The organism is Thermostichus vulcanus str. 'Rupite' (genome assembly GCF_022848905.1).
GTDB classification, from domain to species: Bacteria; Cyanobacteriota; Cyanobacteriia; order Thermostichales; family Thermostichaceae; genus Thermostichus; species Thermostichus vulcanus_A.
Genome location: NZ_JAFIRA010000024.1, coordinates 1 through 15,535, shown reverse-complemented (window position 1 = coordinate 15,535; position 15,535 = coordinate 1). Strand labels below are relative to the sequence as shown.

Here is a 15,535-nt window from a genome sequence, read left to right as displayed (position 1 = left end):
GGAGAACAGTTGGTATGTCGATGGTGCCCCTGCCCGGTTTGACGGAAATGGTGGAGATGATCTCGCGGGAGCGTAACTTGCCTCGTCATGTGGTCACCGATGCTCTGCGGGAGGCGCTGCTCAAGGGCTACGAGCGCTACCGCAAAACCATTCAGCGGGATGCGGTCTTTGAGGAAGAGCATTTCCACAACTTCGATGTGGAGTTGGATGTGGAGGCAGGGGGCTTTCGTGTGTTGGCCACCAAAACCATCGTCGAGCAGGTGCAAAACCCGGATCACGAGATCTCCCTCTACGATGTGCAGCAGGACTACCCCGAGGCGGAGGTGGGGTGGGAGGTCACGGATGATGTCACCCCACAGCAGGCGGAGTTTGGACGGATGGCGGCCATTCAAACCAAGCAGGTGCTGGCCCAAAAGTTACGGGATCAACAGCGCCGTCTGATCCAAGAAGAATTTCGTGATCTGGAAAATACGGTCTTGCAGGCGCGGGTACTGCGCATGGAACGGCAGACAGTCATCATGTCGGTATCCAGCGGATTTGGGCAGCCGGAAGTGGAAGCCGAACTGCCGAAGCGGGAGCAACTGGCCAGCGACCGCTATACTCCCAACGCAGTGATGAAGGTCTACCTCAAGAAGGTATACGAGGGATCCCGGCGAGGGCCACAGTTGCAGGTGTCGCGGGCTGATGCGGGCTTGGTGGTGAACCTGTTTGCCAATGAGGTGCCGGAGATCGAAGACGATGTGGTGCGGATCGTGGCGGTGGCACGGGAAGCCAATCCACCCTCGCGTACCGTGGGGCCGCGCACCAAGATTGCGGTGGATACGGTAGAGCGGGATGTGGATCCGGTAGGGGCTTGTATCGGCGCTCGGGGATCCCGGATTCAAGCCGTGGTGGCCGAGTTGCGCAACGAGAAAATCGATGTGATTCGTTGGTCACCGGATCCGGCGACCTATATTGCCAATGCCCTCAGCCCTGCCAAAGTGGTGGAGGTGTTGCTGGTGGATCCCGAAATTCAGCAGGCGCATGTGCTGGTGAATAGCGACCAGCTCAGTTTGGCCATCGGCAAAGAGGGGCAGAATGTGCGTCTGGCTGCCCGTCTCACGGGATGGAAAATCGATATCAAAGAAGTGGAGAGTTACCGCACGGCGATGGAGGAGGCGCGAGCCCAAGGCTTGCCCTACCCCTTCATCAGTCCGGCGGCTTTGGAGCGCTTTCAACGGCGGGCAGAACGGGCGGCTCTAGGCCTAGAGGATGAGGAGTATGAAGAACAGTCCTATCTAGAGGCAGAGGAGCTAGAACTAGAAGAGGACGATTTGATGGCGGAAGATTGGGCTGAGGAAGAAGAAGACTTCGACTACGATGCCGAGTTCGATATCGCCGAGCCTCAAGAGTAGCGCTGCTTCCGCATCCCTGAGGATGAGAAACGGTAAACTAAAGTAAAGATTTGCCCGAGCGATTTTGATTTCGTCCAAACCCATCATCCTTGGCATATCCGGCGCATCGGGAATGCTCTACGCAGTGCGTACTTTGCACGTCTTGCTCAGCTTGGACTACCACGTCGAATTGGTGGCCTCCAAGGCTGCCTACCAGGTGTGGCAAGGGGAGCAGCGGATACCACTGCCGGTGGATCCGGAGCAACAGGCCCGCTTTTGGCGAAAACAAGCGGAAAGTGAGACGGGATCCCTGATTTGTCATCGGTGGCAGGATGTGGGGGCGACCATTGCCAGTGGCTCTTACCGCACGCAGGGAATGTTGGTAATCCCTTGCAGCATGGGCACTGTGGCCAAACTGGCCGCCGGGCTCAGTTCGGATTTGCTGGAACGGGCCGCTGATGTGCAACTGAAAGAGGGGCGGCGCTTGGTGGTGGTGCCCCGAGAAACCCCTTTTAGCTTGATTCACCTGCGCAACCTAACCACCTTGGCAGAAGCAGGCGTGCGGATTGTACCGGCGATCCCCGCTTGGTATCATCAGCCGCGCACTATTTTGGATCTGGTGGATTTTGTTGTGGTGAAGGCATTGGATCAATTCGGTATCGACAGCGACTTGATTCAGCGTTGGCAAGGGATGCAACAGCACAGTGCCCTAACCTTACCTCCAGACGCTTAGGCTGGGGACGGGATCCCAGCTTGCCTGTTATTGTCTGTCACTTGACCTAGGGTTCTACTGCAGAACGGGGGGATCCCACTCGCCCTTGCCCTGAGGTGTAACCAGAACTCACCTCCAAACTGGCAGCCCACTCTCCAATCAACACATTCACCCAATCCGGCAACTCATCATGGGCACAGTGGCCCACTCCCGGCAATTTGACCAGCGTTAGGGCCGGTTGCCACCGCTTGAACTGATCCGCCAAAAAGCTAGGCACCGCCGGATCCTCTCGGCCCCAGAGCAACAAAATCGGCATTTTCAGCGTGGGTAACAAGCGCTTGGGGCTGTCGAAGCGGCGGCTGATGATCGCCCGTAGGCTATCCAAAAACACATGGGAAGCGCCGGGATCAAAAGTGGGTTTCTGGAAAATCTGCACCAGTTCGTCGTCGACTTGTTCATCTCGTTTGTAAACATTCTTGATCCAAGCTCGCAGCACCTCCGTTTGCCGCAGCCAGTTGAATAGGTACGGATAGGTGAGGGGGCACCCCAGCACCGCCAGGATCCCATCGCACAAAGCCTGTACCAAGCCATCCCAAGGGGCGGGCAACTCCTCGGGATGGGGGCCATCCGCACAGCTAATCAAACACAATCCCTTCACCATCTGCGGATAGCGGGCCGCCGCGATCACTCCCACCAAACCCCCAATCGAGTGACCCACCAGGATCATCGGCTGCTGAATATGGGTTTGCCAAAACTCGTACACCTGCTCCACCCACAGATCGACGCTATAGGCGATCTCCGGCTTGGCGCTGCCTCCATACCCCAACAAATCCAGGGCATACACCGAGCGCTGGGATCCCAGGGGGATAATGTTGTGCCGCCAGTGACCCACAGAGGCACCGAACCCGTGGATCAAAAGGACTGGGGCCCCACTGAGATTGACTTGTCCAGTTGTTGTTTGAGCGCGGCTAGGGGTGTAGGTAAAGTGGACAGGCCAACCGCGCCAGTGCCAGGTTTGCGAGTGCCCATAGCGGGGGAGAACCGCCTCGGAATCCGAGGCCTGAGAGTTCAGTCCGTGTAAGGGAGGAGTGTGTGACAACAACAGGCCCATCTCCAGCAGAGGAGAACAGACTGATCTTAGCGGGTTCCTCAGGGTAGGCAGCCACTTGAGATCAACTTGAAATCAACTCGGCATCAACCCGGCGAACGTAGTGTCAGGGCTTGTTCTAAACCATTGAGGATTAACTCAAGGCCAAACTCAAAATGATGTAGGCCGTCATAGTCTCCTTGAATGATGAGACGGGTCAAGTGATGCATGTGGGGATACTGATCCGGCGGGATCCGGTGGATAAACTGCTTAGCCATGGAAACATACTCCGTTGCTGCAATCGGGAAGTTTAGCTCCAGCAGCGTGAAGCCATAGATGTGGCTGTCTATCGCATTCCAGGCATGATCCGCCATTTCCGCAGAAAAGCCCGCCCTCAGCAAACAGCCCAGTGTGGCATCCACATAGCGCAACATGGCTGGCCCGACATTCATCCGCGACACAATCGGCATTGTTGCCCAGGGATGACGCAGCAGCACCTCGTGTGCCGAGATAGCCCGCCGCCGCATCGCGGCTTTCCAATCCAAGGCGGGATCCGGCAATGCCATCTCGCCGATCACCCGATCCACAAGCGCATCGATAATCTCATCCTTGTTGGCCACATGGTTGTAGAGCGACATTGCCTTCACCCCCAGCACTTGGGCCAGCTTGCGCATCGACAGGGCTTCTAGTCCTTCGGCATCCACCCACTTTAGGGCAGCATCGAGGATCCGCTCTCGGGTTAGGGGCAAGGCAGACATTGGGCAAATTTCAACGTTATGTAGAGCACTTACCCATCAGCTTACACTGTACGCTAGACTTACGCTGTACGTTTAGATTGACAGGGATCCCATCATGAAGGCCGTTGTCCAGAGGGAGTATGGATCCGCCGACGTGTTGCACTTGCAGGAGGTGGATCGTCCGCCTATGTCGGCGAACAGCGTGTTGGTGCGGGTACGAGCAGCCTCGGTTCATGCCGGAGATTGGCACCTGATGCGCGGGGATCCCTTCTTGCTGCGCTTCATCTACGGAGGGATCCACAGGCCCAAGATCACCATTCTTGGTTCTGATGTGGCGGGAGAGGTGGACGCTGTTGGTCAGGCCGTGAGGCAGTTTAAGCCCGGGGATCCCGTGTTTGCGGATCTGACAGAATGTGGCTTCGGGGCCTTTGCGGAGTATGTGAGTGTGCCGGAGTCTGCCTTGGTGCTCAAGCCGGAAAATCTCACTTTTGCAGAAGCCGCCACGGTGCCAGTATCTGGATTGTCGGCGTTACAGGGACTGCGGGATGTGGGGCAGCTTCAGGCTGGTGAACGGGTGCTGATCAAGGGTGCCGCCGGAGGGGTGGGATCCTTTGCGGTACAGATTGCCAAAGCTTTGGGGGCTGAGGTGACGGGGGTGTGTAGCCCTCATAAACAAGAGGTGGTGCGCAAGCTGGGGGCCGATGAAGTGATGGACTATGACCAAGCCGTTCACCAGGCTCCCCGCTTTGACCTGATTCTGGATACAGCTGCTTATCGCTCGGTGTTTGCCTCGTTGGCTGTCCTGAAGCCGGGGGGGCGCTATGTGATGGTAGGGGGAGCCATGCCCTACTTTTTCCAGGTGCTGCTGCTGGGATCCCTGATGTCTGCCCTGAGTGGCCGCCGGGTCAAGAGTCTGGTTTGTCAGCCCAACTCAAAGGATTTAACCCTTCTGAAAGACTGGATTGAAAGGGGCACAATTTACCCCTATGTGGATCGTACCTACCCTCTGGAGCAGGTACCCGATGCCATTCACGCCCTTGAGCAGCGGCAGGTGTGTGGGAAAGTGGCCATCAGCATTGGATCTGCACCTTACAGCCCTTTGTGCCAAGGGCACGCTAGCGCGACCGCTAGTCACCTAGCACGGGATTAATCTCCTTCGCGCCAGCGGTGCGGAGCGCTCTAGCCCTTTTGAAATGGGTTATGGACACAACTGCTGTTGTAGCAAACCCGCAAAAGGGCTGTAGTTTTGCCCTGCTTCCTCGAGATCATCCTGCTTCTGCCCGAGACTTCAGGGCTTGGTTCATCGCTTCAAACCCTTGGCGAACATGGGTATCCAAGCTCCTGGACAGTAACGGCAAGAGCAACCCCGAAAAGCGCTCACTATGGGTTAGCCGCACCTGATGTTCTCCTAGGGCTTCCAGTTGGAAACAATGTTCCCCATCAAATAATCCAGGCAAAATAAAATGGCCCAGCCAGCGAAACTCACGTTCCGGTAGGGCTGTCAAAACCTTGGGTTTGAAGGCCATCCCCTGCCCTCCGGGTGGTTGGATGTGCACTTGCAACTGGGATCCCTCCATTGCCTGTCCCTCAATTGAGCGAATAAACGGATTCCATTGCTCGTAGGCAGGAAAATCCATCAAAATCTGCCACACCTTTCCCGCAGAAGCATGGATGTCGATGCTGGTGGAGATCTCTTTCATGGCATCCTGTTGAACATGAACACTGCTTTGTGCAGTCTAGAAGCTACTTATGTGCTACCGGAGGGTGCTTCTCAACCTTTCCTGAGCCGGTTGGCAGGACTAACGTCAGTGTGAAACTGAAGGTCGTGCTGGCGGGGAATTAGCCGATCTTGCAGCGAGGCAAAGATGAATTTCAAGGGATCCCCTAGCTTTTTTCCTTCTCTGCCGCCAAAAACATCTGGGCTCGCCAAAAACAGGTAATGGATTTACTATCCAGATCCATGCTAGAGCGGGCAATCTCGGTTAGCTCGGCAGGAGAAAATTCCACAACGGTAATATCTTCATCCTCATCTTTGTCGGGAGGCAAATCCAGCACTTCCAGATCTCGCGCCAAATAGGCGTACATGATCTCATCGGAGTAACCAGGACAGAGATAAAACTGCCCTAGAGAATCCCAGCGATGGGCACGCAACCCTGTTTCTTCCTCTAGCTCCCGTCGAATGGTCTGGTCAGGATGTTCGCCCGGTTCAAGAGTCCCTGCCGGAAACTCGTAAATGTAAGAGGCGACCGCAAAGCGATATTGACGAATGCACACAAACTTCCCCGCCGCCGTCATCGGTACCACCACCGCCCCACCAGGATGAATCAAATATTCTCGCTCCCCCTCTTTGCCATTGGGAAAGCGCATCCGTTGGCTGACAAAGGTGTATTTGTAGCCTTGAAAACGCAAACGCTCACGAATAACCTGTGGAGGATTTGACATGGCGAGAGTCCAGGAGAGTGGGGCCGCACCCAGCTTAATCTTTTCCGGTGTGCAGAAGAGAACAAACCCCAGCCGCTCGCTTGCTTGCCGTGGGATCCCTGGATTGGGATAGAGTCAGGAGACGGTGTTGCACAAGATGCTGAGGGTTATGATTCATCCGCCCCTGAAGGACTTTCTGGCCTTGACGGAACAAGGCAATTTCATCCCGGTATATCAGGAATGGGTAGCGGATCTGGAAACCCCTGTCTCCGCTTGGTATCGCGTCTGTGCCGGTCAGCCCTACAATTTTCTGCTGGAATCGGTGGAGGGTGGGGATCAAATTGCCCGCTACAGCTTCCTCGGGTGTGACCCCCTCTGGACATTAGAGGTGCGCGGGGATCAAGCGTTGCAAGTGTATCGGGATGGTCAGCAAGAACAACACCAAGGGGATCCCTTTGATATTTTGGCCCAGTGCTTACAGCCCTATCAGCCGGTGCATTTGCCGGAGTTACCCAGCAGCATTGGCGGGTTGTTTGGCTACTGGGGCTATGAGCTGATCCATTGGATCGAACCGAAAGTGCCGATCTATCCGGCCCAAGCAGGGGATCCGCCGGATGCCATTTTCATGCAGGTGGATAGCATTCTTCTGTTTGACCAGGTGAAGCGCAAAATTTGGGTGGTGGCCTTTGCTGATACCCGCCAACACTCTGCCGAGCAAGCCTACGAACAAGCCTGCCAACGGGTGGAACGGCTGGTGCAACAGTTAAGCGCCCCCGTATCTACCGGCAACCTCAGCCTCCATTGGAAACCGCAACCGCCCACCGGGATCCCCCCCAGCAACCTGAGCCCGCAAGCCTATCGACAGGCCGTCCAACAAGCGAAAGACTACATCCGCGCTGGGGATATCTTTCAGGTGGTGCTCTCACAGCGGTTTACCACCCCTTTCCACGGGGATCCCTTTCATCTCTACCGCTCCTTGCGCTTGATCAATCCTTCCCCCTACATGGCCTTTATGCAGTTTGGGGATCTGTATTTGATTGGATCAAGCCCGGAGGTCATGGTGAAGCTAAGTCAGCTTGGAGGAGAGCGAGTAGCCACCGTGCGACCGATTGCCGGAACCCGCCCCCGCGGAGCCACACCTTTTGAGGATCGGCAGTTGGAGCAGGATCTGCTGGCGGATCCCAAAGAACGGGCCGAACATGTGATGTTGGTGGATCTGGGCCGTAATGACCTAGGCCGGGTGTGCAAGCTGGGATCCGTGCAGGTGGACGATCTGATGCAGATCGAACGCTACAGCCACGTCATGCACATCGTCAGCAACGTCGTGGGGCAATTGGATCCCACCCATAGCGCCTGGGATCTGTTGCGGGCTACCTTCCCCGCTGGGACGGTGACGGGGGCACCCAAAATCCGGGCCATGCAGATCATTCACGAACTGGAGGGATCCCGTCGGGGCCCCTATTCCGGTGCCTATGGGTACTATGACTTTTCGGGGCAATTGAACACGGCAATCACCATCCGTACCCTGATGGTGCAAAAGGGACAGGTGACGCTCCAGGTTGGGGCAGGCATTGTTGCCGATTCGGATCCCGAGAAAGAATACCAGGAATGCCTGAATAAGGCACGGGGTATGCTCATGGCCTTGGCCAGCCTACAGGAGTAACGAGGAAAATGCTAGCGCAGTTGCAGTTTAGCCCTGAAGAAAAGGCGGCTCAAATTCCACAACTAACAACTGTGGAACAAGCTTTTCAATTGTTTTCCTCTGAGGGATATCTTCTATTACAAGAGGTCTTTGAGCCGGAGGCGATTGACACTCTGCACGGGGCATTTCTGGAAACCTACAGCCAGTACTGCAGCAGTGCCAGTCACGCCGATGCCCTTTTGGTCGGCAACAAACGGGTGATGGTGACCGTTCGCCTAGAGCCACCCTTTAACGATCCCCTCTTTTACGCCCATCCCTTGCTCTTGCCGATTCTAAAGCGGATTTTGGGGCCGGAGCTGCTTTTAAGTGGGTTTGGGGCAGTGGTTTCTCTGCCGGGATCCGCAGATCAACAGGTACACCGGGATCTCTCTCATTTGTTTGGGGATGAGATGTTGGATGCCATCCTCCCCTGCTATGCTCTCAATCTGCTCATTCCTTTGGTGGATGTCAACGAAGAAAATGGCATGACCCGTCTTTGGCCCGGCAGCCACGCCGTCTTTGATGCTCATTACAGAGAACTGGCCAAGCAAATGCCCTACGTGGATCCGCCGATTGCCAAGGGATCCTGTCTTATTTTCGATTACCGCCTCATTCATCTGGGTCGAGCCAATCGTTCTGCTGCCCCACGCCCCCTGCTCTACAACACCTACAGCCGGGCTTGGTTTCGGGATCCCGTCAATTACATCCAACAACCTCCCCTGGTCATCCCTGCCGCTGAACGAGAGCGGATCCCCGCCGAGCACCAACGCCTGTTCCTAGCTGCTGAGATTCTCTGAAGACAAGAACAGCCTAGTTAAGCAGTGCCCAGTCACCCCAAATACCCACATGATCCGTAAAAGATCACGGTAACCCCCAAGCCTGAGCACGTTCTGCCAACCAACCAGAAGCCCGCAATTCCTCCAATTCTCGGCGCACCCGTAGTCGCAATTCGGCTTGATCTAGCCCCTTTGACATGGCAATGCCCAGCCCAACGGTGGCCAAAGGGGATCCCAAAAACTGATAGTCAGGATGCTCTGCTAACCATCCCGCCAGTATCGAGCGATCCGCCGCCCACGCCTGGACTTCTCCCGCCAAGAGCAATTCGGCTCCCATGACATAGGAATCCACTGCCACCAACTCCACCCCTGGCAGGTAGCGGTTTAGGTAAGGGATGGCGCTGGATCCCTGCAAAACGGCAACACGACCACCCCGCAAATCCGACCAGCGCTCCCACCCGCTGGATCGAGCCACCACTAAGCTGGGGCCATCCTGATAGTAAGCCGAGGTAAAATCCACCTGCCGCGCCCGATCTGGAGTGATGCCAATCTGGGCAATGGCCAGATCTACCCTGTTTTCTATCAACACCTCCAGCCGTTCCAAGTTAGAAACTGGAATCAACTCGACCACCTGTTCAGAGCCCAAGAGTCGGGATCCAATCTCCTGTGCCAGCTCAATCTCAAACCCCTGTAACTCCCCTTCCAGATCCCGAAAGCCCAACGGTCTCAGGTTGTCTTTCACGGCAACGCGGACTTGCCCAGAGGCGACAATCTCTGCCCAAGGGCGAGCAATCACAGGGATCCCGTGTAAGCAACACAAAGCCGCCCCCATCATCAGAGAGCGGATTAGCCGAGACAGGGATCCCATTTTGACTAAGAAGCCCGAGACTGACGTGCCTCAGCGATCACCTGGGTGAACGCCTCTGGATCCAACATGGCTAAGCGGGCCAACATTTTACGATTCAGCTGGATATCGGATTTCTTCAGACCATCGATGAACTCGCTGTAGCGCAAACCCTGAGCGCGGGTGGCAGCATTGATGCGGGCAATCCACAGCTTACGAAAATCCCGCTTCTTACGGCGGCGATCCCGATAGGCACTGCGCAAAGCCTTCATCACCTGCTGATTGGCGGTGCGGAACAGCTTTGAACCTGCTCCCCGGAAGCCTTTGGCCAGCTTCAGGATTTTCTTGCGGCGTTTGCGGGCTACATTGCCCCGTTTTACTCTCATGGTCGGTACTCGAATGTACGAATATTTAGGTATCAGACAGCAAACAAGCCCAAGGATCCCTAGCCGCCATTCCTCTGGAACCCTAAGGGAAAAGTTCCAGCGGCTCAGGCAATCCTAATGGGTATTGGGCAGCATCAGGCGCACATTGCCTGCATCCCGCTTATCCACGAGGGCCACTCCCGCCAATTTGCGTTTGCGGTTGGTGGTTTTGTGCTCGAACAGGTGGTTGTGCCCGGCCTTGCGACGCATAAATTTGCCGCTGCCAGTGAGGCGAAAGCGCTTGGCTGCCCCCTTACGGGTTTTGATTTTGGGCATGACAATGACCGTAGAATGCCTACGGCTGGAGCTAAAGGTCACAGTCCCCCATCATAAAGCATGGAAGCCAGAGAGAGCAAATTTCCACCCCCTTGTTTATTCTGGTCTGGAGAGTGTTGTCGCTGGCGCAGAAGTTCCATCATCCATGCCTTTATGGGACGCGCCCGTGAAGCGATAGACTGTATTGCCGAGGCTATTCGGCTGAACCCCCAGAAGGATGGGCCTGCCGCCCGCACGGATCCCGACTTGGATCGCTTGCGCAAAAACAAACGATTTCAAGCCCTGTTGGCCAGTTTGAATGTGCCTTTGTCGGGCAGTTGAGGGTGGGGTTGGCGCTTCGGATGGGACAAAAAGGATCCCTGAGTGGGGTATGCCTTGGGTTGAGTTGAGAAGGGTTGTGGTGCAAAGCATGTTGTTGATGAACTCATGGGATCCCGGGCTGTTGGGCCTCACCTTCAGTTCTCCAGGGGAATTTGTCTTCCGTTTTCCTGTTGAGACTCCTGGGGTGGGGGGCTTGGGTTTGCGCTGGTACGGGCTGTTAATGGCGGCAGCAGTGTTGATTGGCTTGATCTTGACTAAGAGGCTGGCGGAAGCGCGGCACCTGGAGAAAGAACCGGGCAAAGCCAGCGAACGAGTAGAAATGTTGGCTCTGTGGCTGGTGGTCTCTGGATTTGTGGGGGCCAGGCTCTACTACGTGCTCACCCATTGGTCAGAGTTTAGCGATAACCCGCTCTCGGCCTTCGCCATTTGGCAGGGGGGCATCATTATCCATGGTGGGGTGCTGGCTGGTAGTCTTGCCCTCTACTTCTACTGCCGCGCCACCGGTATCAACGGTTGGAAATATGCCGATGTTCTCACCCCTGGGTTGATCTTGGGCCAAGCGATTGGGCGTTGGGGAAATTTTTTCAACTCAGAAGCCTATGGAGCCCCCCTCCCTCCGGGCAGTGCTTGGCCATTGCGGGTGTACATCCCTCCCCAAGCCCGCGAACCGCAGTACAGCCAGTTCGAGTTTTTCCACCCGATCTTCTTCTACGAAAGCATCCTGAATCTGCTGTTGTTTGCCCTGCTGATGGGGATGTTCTGGCGGGCGCCCAAACTTAAGGATGGCACTTGGGTTTGGACCTATGTGGTCGGTTATAGCTTGATTCGGATCCCGTATGAAATGTTGCGCGTCTCAGCGGTGGCCTATCTGCCAGGCACCTCGATCAAGGTGGCCTACATCGCCAGTGGCCTGGGGCTCGTGATCGGGATCGGTATGTTGATTTATATGTATCGGCTACGTTTCGACCCCGACCTGGAACAACTGGCGGCTTGGCTCTCGAAAGAGGCAGGTCTGGAGCCGGAAGCAGCCCAAAATCTTTTGGAACGGGCCTGGTCGATTCAACAAAAACAAAGGCGTGCGGACTTACTGGATCGGGTCACGCTTGCTATGCCCCACTTTCCCAGTACTCTTGCTCCCTCCCTTTCCATTGGCCAGCGGGAGCTGATTCTGCGGAAATTGTTCTGTCGGTTGGAAGGTCGGGATCCCTCTGGGGAAGGACTGGCCCAAGAGAGTTAGCTGTAGGAGGTTAGGTCACCCTACAAAATCGAGCGTTGCCCCTCCGGACTAATCCCGATGATGGTGAGCTGACAGTCGAGCACCTTAAAGCCATACTTTTCTGCCACCTTCTGGGTAATGCCGAGGATAGCGCTATTTTTGAACTCGATCACCTGGTTGGTTTTCACGCAAACCAAGTGGTGATGGTGGTGGGGAGCGGGTTGGTTGATCTCGTAGTGCTTGTGACCTTCTGTCAGTTCCAGCTCCCGCAAAATGCCCATACGAGCCATCAGCTTGACGGTACGATAAATAGTGGAAAGACTGATGTTGTGACCTGCTTCACGTAGCTTTTCGTGCAGTTCTTCGGCGCTCAGGTGAGTCCCTTCAGGCAAGTTTTGAAAGGTCTGGAGGATGATCTCCCGCTGCCGAGTCGATCGCCAACCTTTGGCATTCAGCTCTGCTTTGAAGGCTTCTTCGGTGTAGACCATAGTGCCGCCCCCCCCTGTTGGGCAAGGTCGCCGCAACAGTCAATAAGACAGTTAATTGATAATAACTTGATAGTAACCCTACTTGCCTCAGTTGCCCAAGGGATCCTGGGTTACGGCAACATAGACTGCAACACTAGGGCCAGCGTCGTTCCCTGGGATCCCGTCTCAAGCAAGCACAAGTCTCCCCCGTGAGCTTGTAGAATGCGCCTGGCAATATACAGCCCCAGGCCTCCTGATCCAGTCGGGTAATGGTGGCCGGCAATGTGAATCGGCTGGGTGACATAGGGCTGGGCCAATTCCTCTAGCGGAGCCGGCAAGCCAGGGCCATCATCCCGGACTTGTATTTGCTCAGGCATAACCGTGAGTACAACTTCATGGCGGGCATAGCGCAAAGCGTTATCAATCAGATTCACCAAGGCCCGTTCTAACTCTGCCTCATCGGCCTTGCCCCATCCTTGCCCCTCCACCCGCAATTGGATATCTCGATCTTGGGCCAGGGATCCCATACGCTCTGTCACTCTTCTGGCCAGGGATCCCAGATCGCAGGGTTGTGGGTTCAGCGTGATCTCCCCCCGCTCTAAGCGATGGGCTTCCACCATTTTTTGCACGAGCGAAAGATTGTGTTGATTCTCTTGCAAGAGGCGATCCAGCAGGGCACGCCGTTGTTCCGGTGCGAGATCTTCTTGTTTGAGGGCACTGAGGAGGTGCCCAAAGGCAATCAGAGGGGTTTTCAAGTCGTGAACCAGGGTGGCCATAAAGGCTTCCCGCCGCATTTGATCGGTCTGAATCTGGCGCAGCAGATGGCCAAAAGCTCTCCGCAAGATCAGCGATTCCTGGGGATCCTCTGGCCGCAGCAACAGGTTCCACCGCGCCGGCTGATTGAGCAACGTTTCCAAATGCACCAACTCACGCGCTAGCAGAGTGAGAGGTCGCAAAATGAGAGAAGACAACCCATACCCTACGGCTGCCGAAAGCCCTGCCAACAATGGGATCCACAGCAACAACAGCACAACCCCCTCGCCGCTGATCTGGGCACCGGGCAAAATCCAACGCACCGACAGGATCAAAACCAAGTTGGGCACAAAAGAGAGACTGGCAATCACCAGTGCCACTTGGGTGCGCAAGCTGTGGGGAAACCGGTTGTGCCACAACTGGAGTAGGCGTGCTCGTAAACTGGGGCGCACGTCAGGGGGTATCTCAGTGAGCAATTCGTGTGGGCAACTATGTAGGCAAACATGAAAAAACCTCTGGGAGTCTGTCCGTGTTTCGACCCCAGAGGCTTCTTCTCTTCACTCCTCACCACAACTGAATATATCTGCTCCTTCGAAGGGTGTCAAGCACCGGCCCATTGGGGTTGCCGAGTTGGGAACCGCTCGATGGTGGCACTGCCGTAAAAGATCATCTGCTGCTGCTGGAGCCGCACCCGATCCACCCGCAACTCGGTACCTTGCAGAGCCAATCGATCCAAATCTAGGAGTGCATTCAAGTGATCAACTAAGGCCCGGCTCAGGACTAATCCATCCGCATCGCCCTCAAACACAGGATCCTCAAAACGGATGCGGCGACGGTCGAGCACCTCAATCCGACTGGAGAACCCGACTTTTAGAGCATTCTCGGCCCCTTGCTGCACATCTGCCCGTAGCTGCAACCGCCGATCTGGGGTGATGCGAATCTGCACCTGCTGAAAGGATAGGGATTGCCCCTCCGGTTCCACCTGAGCCAGCTTATCCAACACAAAGGGTGTATTGAAGGATTCAGCCAGATCAGACTCTGTGAGCACCACACGCATGGTGGCCTGTACGGGCTGCCGTAGGCGGACTCGGCCCTGCCAAATCTGGCTGAAATCGATGGCAACCGAATTGGAGAATAACTCTAATACCGAAAGCCTGAGGCCGTTGTACATCTGCAGGTGCTGACCCAGCAGCTCAAAGCCATCCACACATCCCTGCAGCAGCTTGGCCACAGGTTCCACCCGCACACGGGCCTCCAGTCGCTCCGAATGCTTGAACAAAGCACGGATGGCAGCACCCACGCCCCGGCTGACCCAATCGACAGCCGCTTGATTCTGGAGGGGCAGTTCCGGCAGGAGACCTGTGGTCATAGGAGAAGTGGATATCGTCTAGCCCAATCATAGCGAATTATTAAGAAAGGTTACAACCGCCTTCAGAATGCCCTCCGTTACCTTCAACGGGATCCCCGACCTTCCTGAATGGCCGAACGAGCCACTGCCGCGATCCCCTGATCGGTGGCCCGGGGCAGATGAAAATATCGCCCTCCTGCTAGCTCGGCTAGCTCCTGGCTAAAACCGGTGGTGACAAAGCGGCTTTGGGAATCGATCAACAGCAGTTTCAACCCGAGAGCCCGAATGCGCAGGGCAATGTCACGGAGTTCCTGTTTCAGGTCGGTGGCTTCAGATTCCTTTGCATCTTTGCTTTGGCCCAAAGAGCGACTGAGGGGAATGTTGCCGCGGCCATCGGTAAGGGCCACCAGCATCACCTGGCCCACATCTCCGGCAGTACGGGCATTCACCCCCATCCGTACCGCTTGCGTTAGGGCATGGGCCAAAGGGGATCCGCCGCCACAGGGCAGAGATTCTAGGCGACGACGGGCCAGCTCAATCGAGCGGGTGGGGGGCAGCAGCACCTCGGCGGTTTCGCCACGAAACGCGATCAAGGCGACCTTATCGCGGTTTTGGTAGGCTTCCGTCAGTAACCGCAGTGCCGCGCCTTTAGCGGATTGCATCCGATTCAGGGCCATCGAACCGGAGGCATCCACCACAAAGATCACCAAGGCCCCGGCTTTGCGAGCCAGTTTCTTGGCGCGAATATCACTTTGCTCCACGATCACCGTTCGCCCCGGTTGCTTTTGGCGGCGGCTCTGTTGGTAGGGGGCGGCAGCCCGCAGGGTGGCATCGACGGCAACCCGAGGGTGGGATCCCTGGGGCAGAATGGGCTTGATATAACGGCCCCGGTCAGCACTGAACACCAAACTGCGGGATCCCGTTTTGCCCTGTTGGTTAAGAGATTGAGCAAAGGCCAACAGGCGAGGATCGAGGGCAACACTTTCCGGGTCGAACAAAAATTCTTCCGGCAGGCTGCTGTTTTCCGGTTGGGGTTCTGTATTGTCATCCTCCGGTTCGGGATCCGACGGCTCCGACTCTGGTTCGGGAGGGGGGGGC

Annotated in this window: 18 protein-coding genes; 7 read left to right on the top strand and 11 right to left on the bottom strand. The window is 56.1% G+C overall.

The genetic code is table 11. From position 1 onward, the window contains the following. Positions 1-14 precede the first annotated feature (14 nt). Positions 15-1,394, top strand: a complete 1,380-nt coding sequence (gene nusA, locus JX360_RS10065; protein WP_244350532.1) for a transcription termination factor NusA — start codon at positions 15-17, stop codon at positions 1,392-1,394. Between the two features lie 64 nt (positions 1,395-1,458). Further along, on the top strand, positions 1,459-2,106 hold the full coding sequence (locus JX360_RS10060) for a flavin prenyltransferase UbiX (protein WP_279611414.1): 648 nt from the start codon (positions 1,459-1,461) through the stop codon (positions 2,104-2,106). Positions 2,107-2,152: 46 nt separating this feature from the next. On the opposite strand, the gene JX360_RS10055 is transcribed toward JX360_RS10060, so the two are convergent. Beyond that, entirely contained in the window at positions 2,153-3,184 is a 1,032-nt protein-coding gene (locus JX360_RS10055; RefSeq protein ID WP_244350530.1) for an alpha/beta fold hydrolase, read from the bottom strand. Between the two features lie 95 nt (positions 3,185-3,279). Then, a complete protein-coding gene (locus JX360_RS10050; RefSeq protein WP_244350529.1) occupies positions 3,280-3,930 on the bottom strand; it encodes a TetR/AcrR family transcriptional regulator C-terminal domain-containing protein in 651 nt (216 codons plus the stop codon). 94 nt (positions 3,931-4,024) lie between these two features. Here JX360_RS10050 and JX360_RS10045 point away from each other — a divergent pair, with 94 nt between their 5' ends. Next, a complete protein-coding gene (locus JX360_RS10045) occupies positions 4,025-5,059 on the top strand; it encodes an NAD(P)-dependent alcohol dehydrogenase (RefSeq protein ID WP_244350528.1) in 1,035 nt (344 codons plus the stop codon). A 115-nt stretch (positions 5,060-5,174) separates the two neighbouring features. Here the strand turns inward: JX360_RS10045 and JX360_RS10040 are convergent, their stop codons facing one another. Together JX360_RS10040 and JX360_RS10035 are read right to left on the bottom strand one after the other, a co-directional pair. Then, positions 5,175-5,609 carry an SRPBCC domain-containing protein gene (locus JX360_RS10040; RefSeq protein ID WP_244350527.1) on the bottom strand — a complete coding sequence of 145 codons (435 nt, stop codon included), beginning with the start codon at positions 5,607-5,609 and terminating at the stop codon, positions 5,175-5,177. A gap of 184 nt (positions 5,610-5,793) precedes the next feature. Further along, a complete protein-coding gene (locus tag JX360_RS10035) occupies positions 5,794-6,351 on the bottom strand; it encodes an NUDIX hydrolase (RefSeq protein WP_244350526.1) in 558 nt (185 codons plus the stop codon). A 148-nt stretch (positions 6,352-6,499) separates the two neighbouring features. On the opposite strand from JX360_RS10035, the gene trpE reads away from it, so the two are divergent. Both trpE and JX360_RS10025 read left to right on the top strand, forming a co-directional pair. Beyond that, entirely contained in the window at positions 6,500-7,993 is a 1,494-nt protein-coding gene (gene trpE, locus JX360_RS10030; RefSeq protein WP_244350563.1) for an anthranilate synthase component I, read from the top strand. An 8-nt stretch (positions 7,994-8,001) separates the two neighbouring features. Then, complete coding sequence (locus JX360_RS10025) at positions 8,002-8,808, top strand: phytanoyl-CoA dioxygenase family protein (RefSeq protein WP_244350525.1); 807 nt, start codon at positions 8,002-8,004, stop codon at positions 8,806-8,808. 64 nt (positions 8,809-8,872) lie between these two features. Here the strand turns inward: JX360_RS10025 and JX360_RS10020 are convergent, their stop codons facing one another. The 3 genes from JX360_RS10020 to rpmI form a co-directional block, all read right to left on the bottom strand. Next, positions 8,873-9,655, bottom strand: a complete 783-nt coding sequence (locus tag JX360_RS10020) for a transporter substrate-binding domain-containing protein (RefSeq protein ID WP_244350524.1) — start codon at positions 9,653-9,655, stop codon at positions 8,873-8,875. Positions 9,656-9,660: 5 nt separating this feature from the next. After that, positions 9,661-10,017: a 50S ribosomal protein L20 gene (gene rplT / locus JX360_RS10015; RefSeq protein ID WP_244350523.1), complete on the bottom strand. Its 357-nt coding sequence runs from the start codon at positions 10,015-10,017 to the stop codon at positions 9,661-9,663. A gap of 114 nt (positions 10,018-10,131) precedes the next feature. Next, positions 10,132-10,332, bottom strand: coding sequence for a 50S ribosomal protein L35 (rpmI, locus tag JX360_RS10010; RefSeq protein ID WP_244350562.1), 201 nt, complete (start codon positions 10,330-10,332; stop codon positions 10,132-10,134). 60 nt (positions 10,333-10,392) lie between these two features. Here rpmI and JX360_RS17955 point away from each other — a divergent pair, with 60 nt between their 5' ends. Together JX360_RS17955 and lgt are read left to right on the top strand one after the other, a co-directional pair. Next, positions 10,393-10,653 (top strand): TPR end-of-group domain-containing protein, encoded by a 261-nt coding sequence (locus JX360_RS17955; RefSeq protein ID WP_425244387.1) that lies wholly within the window; start codon positions 10,393-10,395, stop codon positions 10,651-10,653. A gap of 49 nt (positions 10,654-10,702) precedes the next feature. Beyond that, positions 10,703-11,890: a prolipoprotein diacylglyceryl transferase gene (gene lgt, locus JX360_RS10000; RefSeq protein ID WP_244350521.1), complete on the top strand. Its 1,188-nt coding sequence runs from the start codon at positions 10,703-10,705 to the stop codon at positions 11,888-11,890. Positions 11,891-11,910: 20 nt separating this feature from the next. Here the strand turns inward: lgt and JX360_RS09995 are convergent, their stop codons facing one another. The 4 genes from JX360_RS09995 to JX360_RS09980 form a co-directional block, all read right to left on the bottom strand. After that, entirely contained in the window at positions 11,911-12,357 is a 447-nt protein-coding gene (locus JX360_RS09995) for a Fur family transcriptional regulator (protein WP_244350520.1), read from the bottom strand. A 110-nt stretch (positions 12,358-12,467) separates the two neighbouring features. Next, positions 12,468-13,541 carry a sensor histidine kinase gene (locus tag JX360_RS17735; protein WP_244350519.1) on the bottom strand — a complete coding sequence of 358 codons (1,074 nt, stop codon included), beginning with the start codon at positions 13,539-13,541 and terminating at the stop codon, positions 12,468-12,470. Between the two features lie 149 nt (positions 13,542-13,690). Further along, positions 13,691-14,458 carry an LmeA family phospholipid-binding protein gene (locus JX360_RS09985; RefSeq protein ID WP_244350518.1) on the bottom strand — a complete coding sequence of 256 codons (768 nt, stop codon included), beginning with the start codon at positions 14,456-14,458 and terminating at the stop codon, positions 13,691-13,693. Between the two features lie 83 nt (positions 14,459-14,541). Continuing rightward, positions 14,542-15,535: VWA domain-containing protein (locus JX360_RS09980; protein ID WP_244350517.1), on the bottom strand; the 994-nt coding region annotated here is incomplete at its 5' end.